The organism is Virgibacillus sp. Bac332 (assembly GCF_003667785.1).
Classification (GTDB): Bacteria; Bacillota; Bacilli; order Bacillales; family Amphibacillaceae; genus Virgibacillus; species Virgibacillus salarius.
Map to the genome: position 1 here is coordinate 2,576,552 of NZ_CP033046.1, position 22,744 is coordinate 2,599,295.

Consider the following 22,744-nt stretch of genomic DNA (forward strand, 5'->3'; position numbering starts at 1 on the left):
ATGATTGATTTGTTACAATGTTGTCAAAAAAAAGCTTAACCCAAGTTTAGGGTTAAGCGAAGTCATTACTTAGAGTTATTCAAGAAGAAAAGTGCAATTGTTCCAGGGCCTGAATGAGAACCAATCGCGGAGCCAACCATTTCAATAACGACATCTTTAACAGGAAATTTCTCTTTGATCATTGCAGCAAGTTGCTTTGCACGTTCAAGGTCATCACCATGAGAAATTCCAATTGTTTGATCTGTGAAATCTTTGCCCCGTTCTTCCATTAAGTCTAACATGCGTTGAAATAACTTTTTGGAACCACGGATTTTTTCTAAAGGAATTAATTTTCCATCTTCTACATGAAGAATAGGTTTTATCTTTAAAAGTGTGCCTACAAATGCAGCTGTTCGGCTAACTCGACCACCACGGTATAAATATTCTAAATTATCTACCGTGAAAATATGTTCCATATTTACTGCATATGTACGTGCAGCTGAGATTATCTCTTCCAATGTTGCGCCTTGTTTAGCAAGCTTAGCTGTATGAAGAACTACAAGTCCATAGCCTAGGGAAGCGCATTTTGTATCGATAACGTGAATAGGTGCTTCTGGGTGAATCTCCTTTACTTCCTGTTCCATCATCTTAGCTGTTTGATAGGTACCGGAAAGTTCAGAAGAAAATGCAAGATACACTAGAGGTTGATTTGACTCAGCGTAAGCAGTAAAAATATCTTTAAAAGTTTGTGGAGAAACCTGTGATGTTTTTGGGCTTTTCCCTTCTCTCATGGCATGATAAACTGTCTTAGGGTTAATTGTTTTTCCATCTTCATAATCATTATCATCAAGATGAACCGTTAATGATACCATTTCTATATCAAATTCGTTATAATAAGTCATTGACAAATCACATGCGGAATCCGCAAGAATTTTTATCGTCATATATATTCACCTGCATTTCTAAACTAGACTTTATTTTAGTTTAAATTGAATTTGTAGGATAGTCAAAATATATTTACGTAAAATTTTAAAAAATGTAAAAAATAATCAGTATGTTATACCAATTTGTAGGGAGGTAGCTATGTTTATATTTGAAGCAAAACGGATTTTCGTAGTCATTTTTGGAGCATTCTTAAATGCGTTGTCGCTAAACTTTTTCCTCATTGGAGCAAATGTATATGCTAGTGGGTTTACGGGTGCTGCCCAGCTGGTTTCTAGTGTATTTAACGATTTCATTGGTATAGGCGTTAGTACGGGAATTTTACTTGCAGTATTCAATATTCCTGTAGCGATCTTAGGCTGGTTTAAAGTAGGGAAAGGGTTTACGGTATACAGTATCATATCTGTAATGTTTACATCCGTATTTTTAGAATTATTACCTGTATTAGAAATTTCCGAAGATATAATTTTAAATGCTGTATTTGGCGGAGTGATTGCAGGAACGGGTGTAGGATTAACCTTGAAGGTAGGTGCATCTACTGGGGGTATGGATATTGTAGCAATGGTATTATCTAGAATGAAGGATCGCCCAATTGGAACGTATTTCTTAATGCTCAATGCAATTATTATTGCTTTGGCAGGGATTCTTTATCAACCAGAAAATGCTTTATATACATTATTAACATTGTATGTAACTACCCGTGTAATCGATGCTATTCATACACGCCATGAAAAAGTAACCGCGATGATTATTACCCATAAAGCGGATGAATTACAAAAAGAAATTCACAAAACGATGGTAAGAGGGATCACTATTTTGCCTGCTAAAGGTGCATATACAAAAGCAGATAAGCACATGATGTACCTAGTTGTGACACGCTATGAGTTATATGACCTGGAACGGATTATTAATGAAGTTGACCCCAATGCGTTTACCAATATTGTACAAACGACGGGCATATTTGGGTTCTTCCGAAGAGATTGATCCTTAAAATAGGCATAAGAGAAGGGGATACGATGAAATATTTCAGTGTTATTTTAATCTTATTATTTCTAATGGGGTGTGGTGACCAAGCGGAAACAGGTGATGATTCATCAAACCATTCCTCGATGAATAAGGAAACAACTGCTAATACTGCAGTAAGTTTTCGGAATATCGATATAAAGGTAGAAGATGGAAAAGCTATTATAGAAGGAGAAGTCAATGCAAGAAATACAGAAGTATTCTATATCCTTGAACATCAAAATCAAGAAATAATTAGCGAAAAACAAGCAAATACCAAACAACAGTCAGTAGCATGGATGGATTTTACTCTGGAAGTTTCACTTCCAGAAGAGGTGATGACTGGAAAAGAGCCACCGATTTTAATTCTTTATGGAAAAAATGAACAAGATGAAAGGATTAATGCAAATTATTTTCCAGTTGATATAAATAATGAATAATGACACAAAAAGGTCATGCAATCAAATGCTGACCTTTTTTATAGCCATATGATGTATGGCTTAATAGCCATAGTTTTCTAATACACTTATTACTTGGGGAGAAAGGTTATCCCATTCAACATCGAATTTTTTGTTTATGGTGATAAAGTTTTGGTAGCCAAATACATTATCAACACCTTCTAATTCCATAAGATCATTTAAAATTTGATGTTCGCTCGTATCACCAGGCATAACAGAAATGCTGTTTGTTCCTTCAAAAATTAGTTTATCCGTTGTAAATTTCAACGCGTTTGGGTTTGGGGTGGCTTCTGCTCGAATTCCCATTCGTCATCCCTCCTAAATCATACTTACTTCTATAGTAGCAGAAAAAGGTGGGATAAAAAAGCATTTTGTCGAATGAAATCCATGATACTTAAAGGATTCATTTGCATCAGAATAAAAGTACAAGTGTCCGATTAGAAACGTAACGACTAGAGCGAGTCAACGGAGATAAAGGAAACACGGTGAGCTTGCGAGTCATGATGACTTATCGTACGCGATTCGTGAAGTCGCCTCGTTTCTGGAATGTGGAGCTGGGCGCGGCTCAGCACGCCCATATGTATCCGCATGGGCTATTTTTATAATTTCCCAGACAATAAAGGGGCTGGGACATAACTAGCCTGGAGAAGTAAAAAAGAGATTCCAGTTATCAAAAATAGATAGCTGGAATCTTTTTCATTATCATAAATACATGAATTTTGTGTTATGGCGGTGTACTTTCTTAAGTTCACCGCCATAAAGGCAAATCCTAATTCATTTTCCACTTTCGAATTGCCTCTCACCGACATTCGAGTGAAACGCAAATTGGCCTTCAAAAATCCGAAGACAGGTTCTACATCTATTTTTCGTTTACCATAGATTTTTCCTGTTTCTTCTTTTGAAAGCTGCTCTCTTATATATGCTTTTTGCTGTTCCCATTGAGCATTGTAATAAATCTTTCGATTCCCTTTTGCTTTGGTACAATGAACGCGTAATGGACATCCCGAACAATCTTCACATTCATAGACACGAAAGGTTCGTTTAAATCCGGCTTTATCTGTTCGATTCGATAGATATTGAAAAGGTACTTTCTTTCCATTTGGACAAGTAAAAAAGTCTCCGTCTGAATCGTAGTCCCAGTTGGATACATGGAAAGGATTTGTTTTATATTTCTTTTTCTTTTCCATCCGATAGGAATTATAAGTAATCAGTGGCGTTCTTTTTCTATGAAGTACATTACTGTAATTTTGTTCACTACCGTAACCTGCGTCGGCGACAATATGCTCGGGCAATTGAAAGTACCTATCTTCAATACTATCGAGAAAAGGAATAAACGTGCGAGTATCCGTAGGATTTGGAAATACATCGTAGGCTAATGTGTATTGACCTTCGGTCGCAATTTGTACATTATAACCTGCTTTAAGTTGACCATTTTTCATATAGTCATCTTTCATTCGCATAAAAGTGGCATCATGATCTGTCTTAGAATAACTATTGCGATCGCCTAAGATTGCCATATCTTTTTGATATTTGTGTTTACGAGCTTCAAAATCTTGGAATTGTTTACGGTATTGCTTGGGTTCTTTTCGTTCGGAACGAAGTTGTTTGCGTTCTTTTGCTTCTTTGCTTTCTTCGATTGCTTTATCATATTTTTCTACTTTTTCATCTAGCTTTTTAACCACTTCACTGAGTTCTTCCTTTGAAAGTTCATCGGAACTTTCCCTTTCTATTTCAGGAATAATTTCTTTTTCCAGTAATTCCTCATACATTTGATTCGACTTCTCTATTAAATCGGTGCTGTATTTTTCAATGGATTTTTTCCATACAAAGGTAAACTTATTGGCATTTGCCTCTATTTTCGTACCATCAATAAAAATAGCCTCTTCTTCAATCGCCTTCTCTTCAACAAGTTGACAACGAAATAAGACAAAACACTGACGTAATAATTCTTTTACTTCGGAATGAACACGAAAACGATTAATGGTACGATAACTTGGTTCATAGCCTTGTGCTAACCACATCATACGTACACTGTCTTTGATTAATCCCTCTATTTTTCTGCCAGAAAAAACAGACTGTGTATAGGCACATAAGATAATCTTCATCATCATGCGTGGATGGTATGCAGGACAACCTGTTTCACGCAAAAATCCCACAAATGATTCCTCTGGGATATGTTCTACAATATGGTTAACCGCATAGGCGATATCATTTTCTTGTAATTTCATTTCAAAATCTAAAGGCAAAACGACTTGATTCATGGTATAATGTTTAAACATAAAGGATACCTCTTTTCTAAGTTTTTGTGTAGTTACTTTAACTTTATCAGAAGGTATCCTTTTTGCGTATATAAATATTGAAAAAAGTAAAAAAAGTGATACGCCCTAAATTGGCGTACCACTTTTTTCAGTTACTGGGTTTTGTCCCAGCCCCTTTATTGCTTAAAGTAAATCCGTTTCATCATGTCCATTAAAAACTAATGAATTGGAATTTACCTTCACAATATATGCAGAGGCTACTGTAATTGATTATGCTGTTTTAGTTGGTTCTCCAATTGCTGTAATTGCTGCTTTTCCTCAGGAGTGGCTTCATTATATGCAGCTTGTATAGCATTTTGTGCTGCTTGCTTATCCTGAGCACTAGCATTGTTTCCTTGTATATTCATAAAGTTTGTAACAGCATTTCTAGCTTGTTGAAAAAGGTTATTGTTATTATTATTCAACTTAAAAACCTCCTACTGTGTGGTTATCTGCTTCTTCCTGTTTTCTTTCTGCATCAGAGAATCTTGCCCTGTACGGAAATCGCTCAGCATGTTTTTTAACAGAATCAGCGCTCTGTTGGCTAAAACGCTTAGACTTACTTCCTTTTCCCACGATACTTCCTCCTTAGGAACACTATTTTGGAAAGAATCATGTTACACAAAAGCATGTTTAGCGTTCTTGAATAGCGCTCGCTATCCTTTTAGTCAGAATGGTACATTTGGAAGTTATGCAAAAAGTGAACGCATGTAGGCGTTCACTTCTAGTATGGCTGCTATGTTTTTTTATATAGTAGGAAATATTTGTGAATAATTAAACGGATTCAACCTCTAATTTTAAATATTCTTGAAGGAAGTTACCAATGCCATCCTCTTCGTTTGTATCAGTTATGTGTTTTGCCACAGCTTTTAATTCATCAATGGCATTTCCCATTGCAACACCAACACCAGCATAGTCAATCATTTCCAAGTCATTATCTTCATCGCCAAAGGCAATGATTCTCTCCTTTGGAATATGGTAATAATGAGCGACCTTTTGTAGACCTACCGCTTTATTCATCCCTTTTCTAACAATTTCTATGATATTCCACGGTGCACCCCATTTGCGATGTTCAATTAAATCAGCATGGTACTGATCAAGATGCTGACGCAACGTAGTAATATGATCTTCTTTTGGGTGAATAAGAATAGAAGTTGGATCTTCTCTTAATTTATTCTTAAGACTTCCAATGGTAAATGGCGGATCATTTTGAGTCATATGGAAGATGTCAATAATTGCTTGATCGTATTGATCCAAATAAACCTCATCCATAACCTCCGCTAACACATTATGGACATTAAGCTCATAGCAGGCTTCGACAATCTTATGTGCAGTTCTTATGGGCATAGGACTATGTAGCGCATCCCATTTACTATCTTGAGGATGATGAATTAGCGCACCATTAAAATTCACCATAGGTGTTGATAAACCAAGGTTTTTATAATAGTTAATACTAGCTCGATGTGGTCTTCCAGTAGCAATAACAACTATATGCCCTTCATCCATTGCTTTCCATATCAGCTGTTTGGTTCGGGGACTAATTTCCTTTTTATCTGTTAAAAGCGTACCATCTAAATCCAATGCGATTAAATGTCTATTCGTTTGCATAATTATTTCACCTCATCTGACAATAGTGTATAGTTGATAGTTATAGATGTAAAGTAAAATTTATCTAAGCATCATTTGCATTTCCAAACAATGGAATAGTAAAATTGTAAATGAAAACATACGTAAGGGGACAGTCACGATGATTGGAATATATGAAGAACAAATAAATAACATTCCGAGCTTGATTGTAGTTGAAGCAGATAAAGCAAAAGAAGCACTACCTGTCATCACATATTTTCATGGATTTACGAGTGCAAAAGAACATAACCTTCCTTTAGCGTTTTTACTTGCTGAAAAAGGATACAGGGTTATCTTACCAGATAGTAAATACCATGGTGCTAGAGAACAAGAAGTATCCTCTTTAAAACGACAAGTGTCTTTCTGGGAAATCGTCATACAAAATGTAAAAGAGCTAAAGGATGTAAAAGAATATCTAGATGATAAAGGTCTTGTCTTAAATGACCAATTTGGTATTGCAGGGACCAGTATGGGTGGTATCACCACTTCAGCAGCCCTTACACAGTATCCTTGGATTAAAACGGCGGCGATTTTAATGGGCTCTCCTAAGATAACAACCTATGCAAAAACACTGGTTGATAGCTTTAAAAAGATGGGGAATCTTCCGGTAACGGATGAAGAAATTAATTCCTTATATGAGCAATTGAAGTTATACGATTTGTCTGAACGGCCAGAAAAATTAAATCAACGTCCGTTGTTATTTTGGCATGGAGAAGACGATCCAGTTGTTCCGTTTGACCATTCCTATACTTTTTATGAACAAGTTGCCAAGGATTATATGAATCCGGAAGACATTGTATTTTTGAAGGAAGCCAATCGTGGGCATAAAGTGGGAAGGTATGCCATATTAGAAACAGTTAAATGGTTTGATAGGCATTTGTAGTTTGAAACAATGATATTTAAAAAAATCTATAAATATGTTTAAATAGTAATATCAAGTTAGAGGAGGTATGAGGGTATGGATGAAGCGCTAAAAGAGAATTTAATGGGTGCCTTAGAAAATGTTATTGATCCTGAATTAGGTATTGATATTGTTAATTTAGGTCTAATATATGATGTTGATTTAAATGACGAAGGTGTATGTAAAGTAACGATGACACTTACTGCAATGGGGTGCCCACTTGCTGGACATATCGAGCAAGATGTAAAGCATGCACTATTTGATATACCAGAAGTCAAGGAAACAGAAGTAAATATTGTTTGGAATCCACCTTGGGGTAAAGAAAGAATGTCTCGCTATGCTAAAATTGCCTTAGGTATTCCTGATTGATAATAATTTAGGTTAATTCATAGTATATGGATTGACCTTTTTATTTAGAATGATTAGGGTTGGTTTTTTCTTTCTAAAAAGGAGATGAACCACTAAACGTAGCTGAAGCAATAACGAAGGTAATAAGTTCTGACGCAGGGGCAGTTAATTATTGGAATGGTTCGTGAATTTACGAAAGGTAAACGAACCGTTTATTTAGAATACCAAGCATATAGAACGATGGTTTGGCAGAGAAAATGTTAGCGCAAATTGGCGACGAAATTAACCAAAAATGGGATAATGCGGATACGGTAATTATTCATCGAATTAGTAAGTTAGATACTTCAGATATTGCTGTTGTCATTGCAGGATCAACTCCACATCGTAAGGATACGATCGAAGCAAGTAGTTATGCTATGGAACGGTTGAAAGAAATTGTCCCTATTTGGAAGAAGGAGCATTAGGATAATGAAGAGGTTTGGATAGGTGTTCAAATACAGGAGAATACGAATGAAGTCTCTGTGATAGCGAAAGGGGAATTTCACTTGATTAAGGTGTTGATGGTTGCTGAAATAAAAGAAATAGTAAAAGATAAAATTTTACTGGGCGGAGCTGGGATGACTGTAAGGGAATTAAAGGAGAAATTGCAAGTAACATTAAGCGTGGAAGTATAGAGTCTGCACTCGTTGTAATTAACGAGGAATATGTGGATGAGCAGACATTGTTGAAAGAGGGCGATGTAGTAGCTATCATTCTCATCTGTTAGTGGGGGATAATCGAGCTGCTTGTCTGTATGAATAATAAAGCTGGATGACAATAAGTTATAACGGATTGAAGTGTGTAATAGGCTAGGAGAAGTACAGTCAATTACAGTTATTATGAGTTAAAAGGGCGGACTGCTTTTTCGTTGGCATTCCGCGTATTAATGAATAGTACATAAGTGAACAGGGCATTCTTCGCAATTAATGGCATTTTTAAGGTATTGTAAATTATGAATAGTAATGTATCCTTTGCAAATAGTTAGAATCCCTTTGCGCTTTAACTCGTTTAGTAAACGACTAACACTTTCTCTTGTTGTACCGCAGAAATTAGCTAGCTCTTGATTCGTAAGAGCTATGTTAATGAAGATAGCTTGTTCCTGCTTGAGCCCATAGCTATTTGATAATCTAATTAATGTTGAGTAGAGGGCACCACGCTTTCCAAACATGACTAAATCTCTGAATTTAGTTTGATCTCTCCGTAATGCGTTATTCATTAAATTGATAAAATCAATTGCCAGCTTACCGTCTTTTTGTAATTCTGGTTTTAGTCGTGAGGTAGTAAAAACAGCCGCTTTCGTATATTCTAGAGCCTTAGCATGTAATAAGAAGAAGTTACTTTCTAAACCTATATTTAATTCACCGATCACGTCTCCAGTAGAACATAAGCGTAAGGAAAGCTCTTTACCATCAGGAGAGGTTTTACCAACTTCGACTTTCCCCGATTGGATGATATATAGTTCTGTTGCTAGATCGGCTTCATGAAATACATAGTCTCCTGCTCGGAATTCTTGATAATAATCAGGATTATTTAGTAACTGTGTTAGGCTCTGAGAAAATCCATTTGCAGTACTCATATAAAGCTCCTCCAATCCATGAAGATCATCCGTTAAAAAATAGAAGGGGCTGGGACATAACTAGCCCTTATGAAGTTAAAAAAGATTCCAGTTATCAAAAAATGATAGCTGGAATCTTTTTTGTTATAATTTAGGCTTGTATTTTGCCTGAAGGCGGTGTACTTTCTTAAATTCACCGCCATAAAGGCGAATCCTAATTCATTTTCCACTTTCGATTTGCCTCTCACTGACATACGAGTGAAACGCAAATTAGCCTTCAAAAATCCGAAGACAGGTTCTACATCTATTTTACGTTTTCCATAGATTTCTCCCGTTTCTTCTTTTGAAAGCTGCTCTCTTATATATGCTTTTTGCTGTTCCCAATGGGCATTATAGAAAATCTTACGATTTCCTTTTGCTTTGGTACAATGAACGCGTAATGGACATCCCGAACAATCTTCACATTCATAGACACGAAAGGTTCGTTTAAATCCGGCTTTATCTGTTCGATTCGATAGATATTGAAAAGGTACCTTCTTTCCGTTTGGGCAAGTAAAGAAGTCGCTGTCTGAATCATAGTCCCAGTTTGACACATAAAAAGGATTTTCTTTATATTTCTTTTTCTTTTCCATCCGATAGGAATTATACGTAATGAGTGGAGTTCTATTTCGATGTAATACCTCACTATAATTTTGTTCACTACCATAACCGGCGTCAGCGACAATATACTTGGGTAACTTGAAGTACCTTTCTTCAATATTCTTGAGGAAAGGAATAAACGTGCGAGTATCCGTAGGATTTGGAAATACATCATAAGCTAATGTGTACTGGCCTTCGGTCGCAATTTGTACATTATAACCCGCCTTAAGTTGGCCATTTTTCATATAGTCATCTTTCATTCTCATAAAAGTGGCATCATGATCCGTCTTAGAATAACTATTGCGGTTGCCAAAGATCTCCATATCATTTTGATATTTCTGTTTACGAATTACATAGTCTTGGAATTGTTTACGGTATTGCTTGGGTTCTTTTCGCATAGAACGGAGTTGTTTGCGATCTTTTGCTTTTTCACTTTCCTCGATTTCTTGATCGTATTTCTTCACTTTTTCATCTAGTTTTTTTACTACTTCATTGAGTTCTTCCGTTGAAATTTCATCAGAACTTTCTCTTTCTATTTCGGGGATAATTTCTTTTTCCAGTAGCTCCTCATACATTTGATTCGACTTCTCTACTAAATCGGAGCTGTATTTTTCAATGGATTTTTTCCATACAAAAGTGAACTTATTGGCATTCGCTTCTAATTTCGTGCCGTCAATAAAAATGGCCTCTTCTTCAATTGCCTTCTCTTCAACAAGTTGACAGCGAAATAGGACAAAACATTGGCGTAGTAACTCTTTTACTTCGGGATGAACACGGAATCGATTGATGGTACGATAGCTCGGCTCATAACCCTGTGCTAGCCACATCATCCGTACACTATCTTTAAGTAAGCCTTCTATTTTTCTGCCAGAAAAAACAGATTGGGTATAGGCACATAAGATAATCTTCATCATCATTCGAGGATGGTATGCAGGACAACCTGTTTCGCGCAAAAATCCCACAAATGATTCTTCTGGGATATGTTCTACAATATGGTTAACCGCATAGGCGATATCATTTTCTTGTAATTTCATTTCAAAATCTAAAGGCAAAACGACTTGATTCATGGTATAATGTTTAAACATAAGGGATACCTCCGGTTCTGTTTGGGTGTGATTACTTTAACTTTACCAGAAGGTATCCCTTTTGCGTACATAAATCTCAAAAAAAGTGGTACTTACCAAATTATTGGCGAGTACCACTTTTTATTTTACTGGGTTTTGTCCCAGCCCCTTGAAGAAAATAATTATGTTACAAGAAAATAATAACAAGGATACCTACAATAAAGCAATAAAATGCAAAGTATTTCAGGTTTCCTTTGGCCATAATATTAATAAACCATTTTAAAGCAAAATACGAAGCGATGATTGAAGCAAGAAATGCTAATATGTTCGGAATCATTAATGCGCTAAACTCTGGGCTAGTAACTATTTTTGGTAACTTTAATACCGTTATCCCTAAGCTAACAGGAATGTATAGTAGAAACGAGAATCGTAATGCAGTCTCTTGTTTCATACCAACTAACATCGCTGCTACAATCGTAGCACCTGAACGACTAATCCCTGGAATGAGTGATACTGCTTGGGCAGCCCCTACAATTAATGCGTCCTTTACAGTTAGATCACCATCATTTTTCTTCCCTCTAAGGTTTCGAATAACCCATAATGCTGCTCCCGTAATTAACAATGTGTAGCCGACAACTACAGGGAAACTTAGTTTCTCACTAATATAATCCTCGAATAATAGTCCTAAAATTCCTGTAGGAATCGTAGCAATGATTAGAAATAAAATAAACTGAAAATCCGCCTTTGCTGTTTCTTCTTTTTTACTAAGATAACGCCAGCCATTTACAATTAGGCGAATAATATCTTTGCGGAAGATAACAAGAACAGCCAGTAATGAACCAAAATTAACAAGTATTTCAAAGGAAAGACCTTTGATTTCTATACCAAAAAGTTCTCGTAAAATGACTAAGTGCCCGCTTGATGAAATTGGAATTGGTTCTGTAAATCCTTGAAATAATCCTAGAATTACATATTTTATTAATGTCCCAAGTTCGGTTAGTGTTTCCATGAAATGTTCCTCCTCTTAATGTATTATTTATTTTTATCACTTATAGTCACCAACCCATAGGCTAATGAATAGGCTAGGTGGTGAGGAGGTAGATAAAAATGAATAATAATTATCAACATATATACGATGTGTGCAAAGATCATATGCATGCTTATGTGCTTATTGAATTAGCAGATGGTTCCAGTATTGATGGTATTATCACGGGACTAGATCAGGAATCAGTTTACATTGCAGTACCTTTAGAAGGTCATGAACAACAAAATATGATGTCTCAGCATCAGGCACCCTCCCATCAAAGACAATTCGGATATGGGTATCCTGGTTATGGGTATCCACCACCACGTTTCAGAAGATTAATTTTGCCATTAGCTGCGATTGCTGCATTAAGTATTCTGCCATGGTACTAAGACTACAAATGTTCGCATAGCAGCGAAATGTCTACACGTACTAATTCCTAGGATAGAACATAGTAAAACCCTTGCCCACTGTGCAGAGAAGGCAAGGGTTTATCCGGGCATACACAGGTTATTCCTCTCACTTACAGATTTACTATCGAAATATAAGATCAATTCACCTGTTTTCGTATTCCATCTACCGAATGGCAGCTATGCATAGTTGCTAAAGAACATGCTAATCACATTAATTTTCATGATTAGCTTCTGTTTGATCATCAGTTAACACACTATCACCCAATATGGTAATGGCTATAAACATAGTAACAGCAAGTACGATTGTACCCATGACGTCAAATTTATCGCCACCCATGCTTGATAAAACATAAGAAAGCACACTACTGATTAGAAGTGCCCAAACAATTGTTGCAATATAACGCATTTTATACACCTCAGCTTTTTGCAATTATCTCTACTTCATCTTTAATTAGTTTACCAAAACCGATAGGAAAAAAAAAGTATTTCTTTAGGTTATTGCTGCCATTGTTAATTAGGTATATCATCCCGCTTACTTTTATGTAAGAGGAACTACATAAATGTTTAGTTCCAATTGACGGTTCAAAGGGGGAGGAGAATTATTTATGACTTGTTTAGTTATAAATTGTAATCATTGGATAGGTTATCATATTGTCAATGATCTATTGGAAAAAGGTTGGGAAGTCGATGGATTAGTAAATGAGCAGCTAAATGATTCACTAAGCCTTTATTATGGAAGAAATAGTAATTTTTCGTTTTATCAAAGTGCAAATAAAAAACACTATGATACAAAGATTCATGTAGGTTCTATGAAAAGGGTAGAAGAAGTATCAGCAGATCTATCTGTAGTAATTCATTCAGTAGCTCCTGATCATTTACATGCGAATGATTTTTTTATTAAAGCTCCCTTACTTTTTGGTGAATGGATGCCTATGACTGAGAATGGAATGTATCGTAATCAACTCTTCATTCCGTTTAATTCAACATATTTCCTTACAGAGGCTGTCTATATTAAGGATTTCATGCATGCATTTATGGATTGGCTGGAAAAAGATAATAAAAAAGGTGAAAATAAAGAAAATAAGCAAATAAAACTTGAAAAATCAGCTTATCTTCGTGACAATATACCTATAGAAGAAAAATTAGATCATGTATTAGAGCATTATCATTTGAATAAGGAAATCTATTAGGTATGTTGGGTAATAAAAAATGCATATAGATTGGAGTGCCCACAATTGCAGAAGTTTGGATTGCTAGTAATTTTACTAATATTTGCAGTTATTATTGTAACTGGTTGTAGTTCCAATGTGGGTCAAGGGAAAATGCAAAATGTTGGAATGCTATTGGAAACTTCCATTAGTGACCAAGTATGGGCTGAAAAGGGATATCAAGGGTTAAATGAAATAGGTGAAACGTTTGATACCGATGTCTATTATAAAGAAAATATTAAAACAGAGGCAGAAGTAATTAAAGCAGTAGATGAGTTTGTACAGCATGGAGTAAATCTTGTTTTTGGACACAGTAGTATTTATGGGAAATACTTTACAGATATAGCAAAAAATTATCCTGACTTACATTTTGTTTATTTTAATGGTGGATATTTTTCTGATAATGTAACCAGTTTTAACTTTAATGCACATGCAATGGGTTTTTTTGCTGGTGTTTTGTCAGGGGCTATGACAGAGACAGATAAAGTAGGGATAGTTGCTGCTTACGAATGGCAACCAGAGATAGAAGGATTTTTTGAAGGTGTAAAATATCAAAATCCTCAAGCAGCTGTACAACTTGAATTTTTAAATGATTGGAACGATACGCAAACGGCAACGCAAATTTATCAAACGATGAAGCACGAAGGAACAGATGTGTTTTATCCAACGGGTGATGCTTATAGTGCTGAAATTATAGAGCGAGCAAAGCAGGACGGTAATTATGCAATTGGTTATGTGACCGATCAATCCGCAGTTGGTAGAAAAACGGTATTAACGAGTACGATTCAACATGTGGACAAGCTGTATCATTATGCTGCAGAACAATTTAATGATGGGGAGCTTGAAGGCGATATAAAAACATTCGACTTTCAAGATGATGCGATATCGTTAGCCCCATTTAGCTCAGATGTTCCAATTGCCATCCAGAAGCAACTGAAACAAATGGTTGATGCCTATACGGAAACAGGATTACTACCTCATGAGCAGTAATGTGACAACCATGAAGCTAACTTGCAAATTAGGGTAAAATACATTAAAATTAGTACCAAGTCATAATAATAGATAATAACATTATGTTTAAGGAGATGGAAATATGGATGTTGGTGTTTTAGGTACAGGTCACTATGTTCCAGAAAAGATCGTGACAAATAAAGATATGGAAAAAATAGTGGAGACAAATGACGAATGGATCCGCACAAGAACAGGAATTGAAGAGCGAAGAATTGCAGGAGATGATATAGATACGTCAGATATGGCCTATTATTCCGCAATAGACGCCCTAGAGAATGCAGACATGACACCAGAAGATATTGATTTAATATTAGTTGCTACCGTGACACCAGATACACCCTTCCCCTCTGTAGCATGTATAATTCAAGAAAGATTAGGAGCAACAAATGCTGCTGCTATGGATATAAGTGCTGCCTGTTCTGGATTTATGTATGGAATGGTTACAGCCAAACAATTTATCGATACAAATACGTACAAACATGTACTAGTAGTTGGGGTGGAAAAACTTTCGAAAGTAACAGACTGGAAAGATCGAAGTACTTGTGTGCTCTTTGGTGATGGTGCAGGTGCCGCAGTAATGGGACCTGTTTCGCAAGGAAGAGGTATTCTATCCTTTGAACTAGGATCTAATGGTGCTGGTGGGAAGGAATTATATCAAGACAAAGATAGCGGCTATATCTTTATGAATGGTCGTGAAGTGTTTAAGTTTGCTGTTAGACAAATGCCAGAGTCCTCTGTAAATGTAATTAAAGCAGCAGGTCATAACGAAGAGGATGTTGATTACTTAATTCCACATCAAGCAAATATTCGTATTATGGATGCTGCTAGAGAAAGACTTGGTATATCCGAAGATAAGATGGCGAAAACAGTGAAGAAATATGGGAATAATTCCGCAGCATCCATCCCTATTGCTTTATCAGAATCAATTAAAGATGGTAAAATAAACGATGATGATTTGATCGTTTTAGTAGGCTTTGGTGGTGGATTAACGTGGGGAGCTTTGGCATTACGCTGGGGCAGATAAATGTATATGATGTAGGAGGTCAATCGTATGGAGCAAAGAAGAGTAGTTATAACTGGTGTAGGAGCTATTAGTCCTGTTGGTAATGATGTAAATACGATGTGGGAAAATCTTATTAACGGGAAATCAGGTATTGACTATGTTACAAGAGTAGATAAAGATCTTTATGCAGCAAAGGTAGCTGCAGAGGTTAAGGATTTTGAGCCAACAAAGTATATAGAAAAAAGAGATGTCCGTAAAATGGACTTATTTACACAATATGCAGTTGTAGCATCTAAAATGGCAGTCGAGGACGCAAACCTAACGATAGATGAAAGTAATGAAAATCGGGTAGGTGTGTGGATTGGCTCCGGTATTGGTGGAATGCAGACATGGGAAGATCAGCATAAGAAGCTATTGGAAAAAGGTCCAAAACGGGTTAGTCCGTTCTTTGTGCCGATGATGATTCCGGATATGGCAGCTGGCCAAGTGTCGATTCAATTAGGTGCTAAAGGAATTAATTCCTGTACAGTAACTGCTTGTGCATCTGGCGCAAACTCTATTGGTGATGCTTTTAAGGCTATTCAGCGTGGAGATGCAGATTATATAATAACCGGTGGAACAGAAGCACCAATATCAAATATGGCTTTTGCTGGTTTTTCATCTGCCAAGGCTTTGTCTACAAACGAAGACCCAGAAAAGGCAAGCAGACCATTCGATAAAAATAGAGATGGGTTTATAATGGGTGAAGGTTCAGGTATATTGATTCTTGAAGACCTTGAAACGGCATTATCCCGTGGGGCACATATTTATGCTGAAATTGTTGGTTATGGTGCGACTGGTGATGCTTATCATATAACAGCACCTGCAGAAAGTGGAGAAGGTGCAGCCCGAGCAATGCAGCATGCATTGGATGATGCGTCGATTTCTGCTCAGGAAGTAGATTATATAAATGCTCATGGTACGGGTACAGATCTTAATGATAAATATGAAACAGCAGCAATTAAGGCTGTATTAAAGGAACATGCTGATAAAGTAGCAATTTCTTCAACAAAATCAATGACAGGACATTTACTTGGAGCTGCTGGAGGAATTGAGTCGGTTATTGCTGTAAAATCCATTGTAGATGGAATTATTCCACCGACAATTAACTATGAAACTCCAGATCCAGAATGCGATTTGGATTATGTCCCAAACGAAGCTAGAAAGCAGGATGTAAATGTTGTATTGAGCAACTCACTAGGTTTTGGTGGTCATAATGTTGCATTAGTATTTAAAAAATATGAATAGGAAATCAAAGTCGATCCGATTACATGGGGGTCGGCTTTTTTATTGTCTAGGAAATTATAAAATTAGCCCATGTAGATAAATAGGCGCGTGCTGAGCGGCGTCTCCCGCAGAAACGAAGCGATCTTCACGAATCGCCCTAATCTAATTCATTCATCGGCTCGTAAGCTCACTGTGATTCCTTATCTCCGTTGACTCGCTCCAGTCACTACGTTTCTATTCGGACGCTTGCACTTTTATTCATAGAAGAACAACGACTGCCACTTCAAGCAATAAAAGTGAAACAATTATGGGGAAGTGGGGGATCGACTGCCAGTAAATGTCTGATTGGTTCAAAGTCCTTTAGGTCAAACCCTTGTGGTACTAGCATCTGTGGAGAATAAACAAAACCCCACGGATCGAAGTTTTACTTTATTTGTGACTTGTACATTTTTTTCATTTCTTTTATAAGACAAGCATATTCTATTAAAAAGTGGACAAGGTAGGCGAAAAGCAATGGGGTATGTGTTTATCTTTCTAATGGGTTTTGGTTTTTCGGTGATGGGTGGAGTAACGATAATTGCTTACATGAACTTCCTACCAGCTGGACTTTCATGGGGAGAATACTTCACGTTTATTGCTAGTAGAATGGAGTGTTATTTTCTTCCAATAGGAATTATTATCATGGCAATTGTGCTGGCTCGATTTCCAAATAATACTAATCGCGGATCTTAGGGGACTTTAAAAAACAATTATATTTGTATGGATTATTAGCAACGGAGCGTTATTAGCCAATGAAATGATTCATCACAATGGATCGGATTTACCTTAAAATATCCTCATTTAAAAATGGGTCACTTAGAATATTTTTCTAAATGATGGTCATAATGTATGTTAAGTTCAGTTAATAAAGTGAGGGTTGTTTTATGTTATATATGCATGATGTATGGGTGAATTGGTTTGAAGGAGAAGAGAACGGTTATAATGTTTGTTATTTTCAAGAATGGCGTAAAGAAGATGGCATCGAGTTGCTAGATCAAGTGCCACTGCTATACATAACAAAGGATTTGTATAACTATATTGAAAATGACATGCATGATTTGCCAAAAGCCTTGCTAGATGCAATTTACAAACGCGCATATATGAGAAAAGGACAGGAGCGAACCGTATTAGACTATGCTTGTATTGTAACAGATGGAAACGATATTGTAGCTTTTGATACGATTAGTTATAAAATTCCTGTTCGTAAAAGTAGACTAATTCCGAGACAGGAGCAATTGGTGTATGACATGATAAAAAACACCAAACCTCAATCATTTAAGTTTGATAATAAATTTTATCAAAAGGAGTACCATATGCTTTCCATGCCACCTGAGCTTGTCTTTGGATTAACTAGAAGAGAGAGACAGTTGAAGCAATTATTAATGATGGGTTTAGACCAATTACGTACGGCGAATAATTTAGAGGAATTACGATATTGGTTGACGGAATGGGATCCCAAGAACTACCCTTATATCCGCTTCATGGATGAAGAGAAGGTTTGGACAGCTTTATATAATGGAGTTAGGGAAGGCTGGAGCTCTAGGCATGAGGACTTGTGTGGAAAGCTGATAAAAGGGCAACCATTTTTAGAGAAAATGTGGGAAATAGAAAACGGTCAAGAACAGAATACATCCAAACAGCAGTAATTCTTATGGGAGGATAGGCTGCCTACCTATTTTAAATAGGAGAGGGCGAGGCAAAAAGAAATTTAATAAAGGCTCCGAATTATAACCGTGTATATAAAGCTATATCTGGTTCATAGTTTGGAGCCTTTATTGTTCATTTTTTGAAGTGGAAGATGAAAGCGTAAAATGTTGTTCCCATATATAACTGGCAGTAAGAGTAAGCCCCGCTCCAAGCAATCTGTGAAACCACTATTATTAAGTGTGTGAATCGACTGCCAGTAAATGTCCGATTGGTTCAAAGGCCTTTGAGTCATACCCTTGTGGTTCGAACAGTCCGTGGGGGAAACCACCTACGGATGGAAGCTTCACTTTATTTGCAGTCTTTACGTTTTGTATAGCATTATTTTTTCTTTTTTACTCTTCCTAAACCTATTGCTTTCTTTGCTTTCGCTACTGTACGATTCGCAGTGATGGATGCTTTTTCAGCCCCATTGTCTAAAATCTGATCTAGCTCATCTGAGTTAATTAAAGCATTATATTTATCCTGAATTGGTTTTAGTACTTCAATGACAGCGTCGGCAGTACCTTGTTTGAATTCACCATATCCCTTTCCTTCATATTTAGCTTCCAATTCTTGGATGGATTCTCCTGAACAAATGGAATGTATGGTAAGAAGGTTTGATACACCTGCCTTGTTCTCTTTATCATATTTAACAACACCATCAGAATCCGTGACGGCACTTTTAATTTTCTTCTCAATTTTATTTGGTTCATCAAGCATGGAAATAAAACCTTTTTCATTGGAATCGGATTTACTCATTTTTTTCAAAGGATCTTGTAATGACATAATTCTCGCACCGACTTTAGGAATGCTTACTTCAGGTATTGTAAAAATATCATTATATCGATTATTGAAACGATGGGCTAGATCTCTGGTTAATTCTAAGTGTTGTTTTTGATCATCGCCAACAGGAACAATATGTGTATTGTATAGTAAAATGTCAGCAGCCATTAGCGAAGGGTACGTTAATAAACCAGAGGATACAGCTTCTTTTCCTTTTGATTTATCTTTGAATTGCGTCATACGCTCTAATTCACCCATATAGCTAATGGATTGTAAGATCCAACCTAGCTGTGTATGTGCGGGCACTTCAGACTGAATAAATAGGGTTGACTTGTCAGGATCAATCCCAGATGCAAGGTATAATGCTGCAAGTGAGCGAATATTATATCTTAATTTTAAGCGGTCTTGAGGAACTGTAATAGCATGTTCATCTACAATACAAAAGTAGCAGTCATGATCGTCTTGTAGTTTTGTAAAATGTTTTAAAGCTCCTAAATAATTTCCTAACGTTAGTGTACCACTTGGTTGAATACCAGAGAATATTGTTTGCATAATAATTCTTCACTCCATTTCAATTTTGGGCCATATAAAAAGGTCCAATTATCCCTAAAAATAGGGACGATTGAACCGCGGTGCCACCCTTATTATCTTACATTATTAATGTAAGATCACTTTCAACATATAAGCTCTAAAGCCCATTTCCAATCATCCATAGCGCTTGTTTCCACCAACCACAAGCTCTCTGTTACATGGTGTTTTAGGATAATGCTCCAATGAAACAAACGAAAAACCCCATAATTTTTGCTAGCGGGACATTGTACTATATCTTTATCATCGCTTTAACTTATTAATTTACATTATTATATATGATAAGACATGGTAAAATCAAGTTACACTAGCTCTGCTTTACTAGCAAACTAAGCGTGATATTATATATATTTTTTAGTGTTTTAGCATTCGTGTATCCTCAGCATAAAAGTGCAATTACTCTAAGATGCCGAGAAATGAAAGAAACGCATGGAAAGGGGTTCAATTATGAAAGTACTAATCGTAGGTTCAGGGGCGATGGGAAGTTTATTTGCAGGCAAGTTAAAGCAACATGGTGTAGATATCACATTATTAAATAGGCCAAATAGCCATATAAAGGCAATACAAAAGACTGGGTTACAGATTGTCGAACAAGACGGAAATCTTGCTACAATTGATCTTATGGTAAAAACAAATGCTGCTGATTTAAACAATGATTATGACCTTATCCTTTTATTTGTTAAAGCATTTGCTACAGAATCTGTATTATCAAACGTTTTACCATTCCTTTCACGTACTACACCAATTCTCACGTTGCAAAATGGTGTTGGAAATATGGAAAAGATACAAAAGCTAAGTCCGTCACGTAACGTAGTTGTAGGTGGAACTAGTACCGGCGCTGGAATAGTAAAACCTGGTGTAGTGGAGCAACGTGCTTGGGGGAGTACATTTATCGGATCTACCGTACCAGAAAAGCACAAGCAATTACTTGAACAAATTGCCTCTCTCTTCTCTGCAGGGGGAATCAAGACACATGTATCTGAGAATGTTCAATCTGTCATTTGGAGTAAATTAATCGTTAATGTAGCCTATAATGGATTAACAGCCGTTACACGATTAACAAATGGGGAGGCAATACGGACAGATGAGGGGAAGGAACTAGTTGCAAAGCTGGTAACTGAGGCTGTGCAAATTGCAGAACGAAAAGGGATTCTGTTATTGTATGATGATCCAATAAATGAATGTATCCGTTTAGGAATAGAAGAGATCGGCAAAAATACATCATCTATGTTAACAGATGTTCTAAACAAAAGAAAAACGGAAGTTGAAGTAATTAATGGAGCAATTGTTAAGGAGGGAAAGAAACACAACATGGCTACTCCATACAATGAAATGATTCTGAAACTAGTTTATATGATTGAAAACAGCTATGAGCAACGCTTATAAGAACCTTATTTTAGTCGAAAGATAAAGCGGGCAGGGCATAACTAAATGGTTTCTAAAGACGAACAACATACTATACTATCTCCGGACATTTACGTAGATCTCTGGGGAAATTATTGGTGAGTCTTACAAGTGCATCAGCACGAGAAGGCTCACCAGCTGTTTATTATCTGGCTAAAACACTTTTGTCCCAATCACCAATATGTCTATGATTCTATTGTTGTTAATGGAGGCTCCTGTTCAAGGATTTCTCTAATTTCATTATTTTCATTCATAATAGCCACAAGCGGGCGATGTGCAGCCAGTTCTTCGTTTGAGATTAGTGCATAGGAAACAATAATAACAACATCTTCCTTCTGTACGAGTCTAGCTGCTGCTCCGTTTAGACAGACAACTCTTGATCCTCTTTCACCAGGTATAACATATGTTTCAAGTCGTGCCCCGTTATTATTATTGACAATTTGTACCTTTTCATGTGGAAGGATATTTACTTTATCCAAAATATCTTGATCAATAGTCACACTGCCAACATAATTTAAATTTGCCTCTGTTACCCGGGCTCTATGAATTTTACTTTTCATCATAGTACGAAACATACGATTTCCTCCTAGTTATAGCGGTTAATAATTTTTCCATTCGGATGTAAAATTAAATTATCGATTAATCTAGCTTCATCAAAGTAAACTGCCGCTGCAAGAATTACCTGCTGATTAATGGTGGAAACAGGTTTTAATGCGGGATAACTTAATAATTTAATATAGTCAATCTTTCCTGAAATATGTTTTTCCACTGTTTGAGTTACTTCTTTTATAATAAGGGCTGGATTTCCTTCACCTTTAAGAAGAAGCTGTTGACCAGCTAGTAACCCTTTATATATCCATACAGCTTCTCTTCTCTCATGTTCTTTTAAATTTACATTACGACTGCTCTTAGCTAAGCCGTCTTTTTCTCGAACCGTAGGTAATCCAATTAACTCCATTGGAAAATTTAAGTCTTGAATTAATGCATCAACTACAGCAACTTGCTGTGCATCCTTCAATCCAAAATAAACCTTAGTTGGACGAATAATGTGGAACAGCTTTGTTAACACGGTTAATACGCCATCGAAATGTCCAGGGCGAGAATGGCCGCATAATACATTTACTCTCTCCCTGATACTCATATGAATGAGCATCGCATGTGGATACATTTCTTTTACAGTTGGTATAAATAAGACATCAACACCAGTTTTTTCAGCAAGTAATGTATCAGATTGTTCATCTCTAGGGTATTTTTCAAAATCTTCATTTGGGCCAAACTGTAGCGGATTGACAAATATACTAGCTACAACAATTGCGTTCTCCTTTTTTGCTTCCTTCATGAGTTGTAAATGTCCTTCGTGTAAAAAACCCATTGTAGCAACGAATCCAATTTGTTTATGTTGTAAATGGTATTTTTGAATAATCTCACTCATTGTATTTACGGAACGTATGACTTGCATATAAATATCT

27 protein-coding genes and 1 pseudogene are annotated in these 22,744 nt (G+C 36.4%); 15 read left to right on the plus strand and 13 right to left on the minus strand.

What is annotated here, in order from left to right:
* Window positions 1-65 precede the first annotated feature (65 nt).
* Entirely contained in the window at window positions 66-923 is an 858-nt protein-coding gene (locus D9782_RS12175; RefSeq protein WP_026680628.1) for a DegV family protein, read from the minus strand.
* 139 nt (window positions 924-1,062) lie between these two features.
* Between D9782_RS12175 and D9782_RS12180 the strand changes: the two genes are divergently transcribed.
* Both D9782_RS12180 and D9782_RS12185 read left to right on the plus strand, forming a co-directional pair.
* The gene (locus D9782_RS12180; protein WP_026680629.1) at window positions 1,063-1,905 is read left to right on the plus strand and encodes a YitT family protein; all 843 of its coding nucleotides are present in this window, start codon (window positions 1,063-1,065) and stop codon (window positions 1,903-1,905) included.
* Window positions 1,906-1,937: 32 nt separating this feature from the next.
* Window positions 1,938-2,363 (plus strand): hypothetical protein, encoded by a 426-nt coding sequence (locus tag D9782_RS12185; protein WP_121604875.1) that lies wholly within the window; start codon window positions 1,938-1,940, stop codon window positions 2,361-2,363.
* 60 nt (window positions 2,364-2,423) lie between these two features.
* Here D9782_RS12185 and D9782_RS12190 read toward each other — a convergent pair whose 3' ends face one another.
* The 5 genes from D9782_RS12190 to D9782_RS12205 form a co-directional block, all read right to left on the minus strand.
* On the minus strand, window positions 2,424-2,687 hold the full coding sequence (locus D9782_RS12190; RefSeq protein ID WP_026680631.1) for a NifU N-terminal domain-containing protein: 264 nt from the start codon (window positions 2,685-2,687) through the stop codon (window positions 2,424-2,426).
* A gap of 293 nt (window positions 2,688-2,980) precedes the next feature.
* Window positions 2,981-4,660, minus strand: a complete 1,680-nt coding sequence (locus D9782_RS12195) for an IS1182 family transposase (RefSeq protein ID WP_121604876.1) — start codon at window positions 4,658-4,660, stop codon at window positions 2,981-2,983.
* Window positions 4,661-4,896: 236 nt separating this feature from the next.
* Entirely contained in the window at window positions 4,897-5,046 is a 150-nt protein-coding gene (locus D9782_RS12200; RefSeq protein ID WP_121605876.1) for a DUF3813 family protein, read from the minus strand.
* A gap of 58 nt (window positions 5,047-5,104) precedes the next feature.
* The gene (locus tag D9782_RS22925) at window positions 5,105-5,254 is read right to left on the minus strand and encodes a hypothetical protein (protein ID WP_162986391.1); all 150 of its coding nucleotides are present in this window, start codon (window positions 5,252-5,254) and stop codon (window positions 5,105-5,107) included.
* Between the two features lie 198 nt (window positions 5,255-5,452).
* Window positions 5,453-6,286, minus strand: coding sequence for an HAD family hydrolase (locus D9782_RS12205; RefSeq protein WP_026680633.1), 834 nt, complete (start codon window positions 6,284-6,286; stop codon window positions 5,453-5,455).
* A 139-nt stretch (window positions 6,287-6,425) separates the two neighbouring features.
* On the opposite strand from D9782_RS12205, the gene D9782_RS12210 reads away from it, so the two are divergent.
* The 5 genes and pseudogenes from D9782_RS12210 to D9782_RS23975 all read left to right on the plus strand — a co-directional run bounded on the left by D9782_RS12210 (window position 6,426) and on the right by D9782_RS23975 (window position 8,319).
* A complete protein-coding gene (locus tag D9782_RS12210; RefSeq protein WP_026680634.1) occupies window positions 6,426-7,187 on the plus strand; it encodes a prolyl oligopeptidase family serine peptidase in 762 nt (253 codons plus the stop codon).
* Window positions 7,188-7,262: 75 nt separating this feature from the next.
* On the plus strand, window positions 7,263-7,574 hold the full coding sequence (locus D9782_RS12215; RefSeq protein ID WP_026680635.1) for a metal-sulfur cluster assembly factor: 312 nt from the start codon (window positions 7,263-7,265) through the stop codon (window positions 7,572-7,574).
* A gap of 110 nt (window positions 7,575-7,684) precedes the next feature.
* Window positions 7,685-8,017: pseudogene (locus tag D9782_RS12220) on the plus strand (molybdenum cofactor biosynthesis protein MoaE).
* Between the two features lie 81 nt (window positions 8,018-8,098).
* Complete coding sequence (locus D9782_RS23805) at window positions 8,099-8,227, plus strand: hypothetical protein (protein WP_255637735.1); 129 nt, start codon at window positions 8,099-8,101, stop codon at window positions 8,225-8,227.
* 32 nt (window positions 8,228-8,259) lie between these two features.
* A complete protein-coding gene (locus D9782_RS23975) occupies window positions 8,260-8,319 on the plus strand; it encodes a hypothetical protein (protein ID WP_366141137.1) in 60 nt (19 codons plus the stop codon).
* A 156-nt stretch (window positions 8,320-8,475) separates the two neighbouring features.
* Here D9782_RS23975 and D9782_RS12230 read toward each other — a convergent pair whose 3' ends face one another.
* The 3 genes from D9782_RS12230 to D9782_RS12240 all read right to left on the minus strand — a co-directional run bounded on the left by D9782_RS12230 (window position 8,476) and on the right by D9782_RS12240 (window position 11,859).
* Entirely contained in the window at window positions 8,476-9,168 is a 693-nt protein-coding gene (locus tag D9782_RS12230; protein ID WP_121604877.1) for a Crp/Fnr family transcriptional regulator, read from the minus strand.
* A gap of 32 nt (window positions 9,169-9,200) precedes the next feature.
* Window positions 9,201-10,871: an IS1182 family transposase gene (locus tag D9782_RS12235; RefSeq protein ID WP_121604878.1), complete on the minus strand. Its 1,671-nt coding sequence runs from the start codon at window positions 10,869-10,871 to the stop codon at window positions 9,201-9,203.
* A 166-nt stretch (window positions 10,872-11,037) separates the two neighbouring features.
* On the minus strand, window positions 11,038-11,859 hold the full coding sequence (locus tag D9782_RS12240; protein WP_121604879.1) for an undecaprenyl-diphosphate phosphatase: 822 nt from the start codon (window positions 11,857-11,859) through the stop codon (window positions 11,038-11,040).
* 98 nt (window positions 11,860-11,957) lie between these two features.
* Here D9782_RS12240 and D9782_RS12245 point away from each other — a divergent pair, with 98 nt between their 5' ends.
* Entirely contained in the window at window positions 11,958-12,266 is a 309-nt protein-coding gene (locus D9782_RS12245) for a hypothetical protein (protein WP_026680638.1), read from the plus strand.
* Window positions 12,267-12,498: 232 nt separating this feature from the next.
* Here the strand turns inward: D9782_RS12245 and D9782_RS12250 are convergent, their stop codons facing one another.
* Window positions 12,499-12,693, minus strand: a complete 195-nt coding sequence (locus D9782_RS12250; protein WP_026680639.1) for a DUF2929 family protein — start codon at window positions 12,691-12,693, stop codon at window positions 12,499-12,501.
* Between the two features lie 199 nt (window positions 12,694-12,892).
* Here D9782_RS12250 and D9782_RS12255 point away from each other — a divergent pair, with 199 nt between their 5' ends.
* The 6 genes from D9782_RS12255 (at window position 12,893) to D9782_RS12280 (ending at window position 18,460) form a co-directional block, all read left to right on the plus strand.
* On the plus strand, window positions 12,893-13,477 hold the full coding sequence (locus D9782_RS12255; RefSeq protein ID WP_026680640.1) for a hypothetical protein: 585 nt from the start codon (window positions 12,893-12,895) through the stop codon (window positions 13,475-13,477).
* 45 nt (window positions 13,478-13,522) lie between these two features.
* The gene (locus D9782_RS12260; RefSeq protein WP_026680641.1) at window positions 13,523-14,485 is read left to right on the plus strand and encodes a BMP family ABC transporter substrate-binding protein; all 963 of its coding nucleotides are present in this window, start codon (window positions 13,523-13,525) and stop codon (window positions 14,483-14,485) included.
* Between the two features lie 103 nt (window positions 14,486-14,588).
* The gene (locus tag D9782_RS12265; protein WP_121604880.1) at window positions 14,589-15,530 is read left to right on the plus strand and encodes a beta-ketoacyl-ACP synthase III; all 942 of its coding nucleotides are present in this window, start codon (window positions 14,589-14,591) and stop codon (window positions 15,528-15,530) included.
* Between the two features lie 27 nt (window positions 15,531-15,557).
* A complete protein-coding gene (fabF, locus tag D9782_RS12270; protein WP_026680643.1) occupies window positions 15,558-16,796 on the plus strand; it encodes a beta-ketoacyl-ACP synthase II in 1,239 nt (412 codons plus the stop codon).
* 492 nt (window positions 16,797-17,288) lie between these two features.
* Window positions 17,289-17,507 (plus strand): YuzI family membrane protein, encoded by a 219-nt coding sequence (locus D9782_RS12275; RefSeq protein ID WP_026680644.1) that lies wholly within the window; start codon window positions 17,289-17,291, stop codon window positions 17,505-17,507.
* Window positions 17,508-17,698: 191 nt separating this feature from the next.
* Entirely contained in the window at window positions 17,699-18,460 is a 762-nt protein-coding gene (locus D9782_RS12280; RefSeq protein WP_026680645.1) for a YjbA family protein, read from the plus strand.
* Window positions 18,461-18,839: 379 nt separating this feature from the next.
* Here D9782_RS12280 and trpS read toward each other — a convergent pair whose 3' ends face one another.
* The gene (gene trpS, locus D9782_RS12285) at window positions 18,840-19,835 is read right to left on the minus strand and encodes a tryptophan--tRNA ligase (RefSeq protein WP_121604881.1); all 996 of its coding nucleotides are present in this window, start codon (window positions 19,833-19,835) and stop codon (window positions 18,840-18,842) included.
* Between the two features lie 483 nt (window positions 19,836-20,318).
* Here trpS and D9782_RS12290 point away from each other — a divergent pair, with 483 nt between their 5' ends.
* Window positions 20,319-21,257, plus strand: coding sequence for a ketopantoate reductase family protein (locus D9782_RS12290; RefSeq protein WP_026680647.1), 939 nt, complete (start codon window positions 20,319-20,321; stop codon window positions 21,255-21,257).
* Between the two features lie 203 nt (window positions 21,258-21,460).
* On the opposite strand, the gene panD is transcribed toward D9782_RS12290, so the two are convergent.
* Together panD and panC are read right to left on the minus strand one after the other, a co-directional pair.
* Window positions 21,461-21,850 carry an aspartate 1-decarboxylase gene (gene panD / locus D9782_RS12295; RefSeq protein ID WP_026680648.1) on the minus strand — a complete coding sequence of 130 codons (390 nt, stop codon included), beginning with the start codon at window positions 21,848-21,850 and terminating at the stop codon, window positions 21,461-21,463.
* An 11-nt stretch (window positions 21,851-21,861) separates the two neighbouring features.
* Entirely contained in the window at window positions 21,862-22,734 is an 873-nt protein-coding gene (panC, locus tag D9782_RS12300; RefSeq protein ID WP_121604882.1) for a pantoate--beta-alanine ligase, read from the minus strand.
* Window positions 22,735-22,744 lie beyond the last annotated feature (10 nt).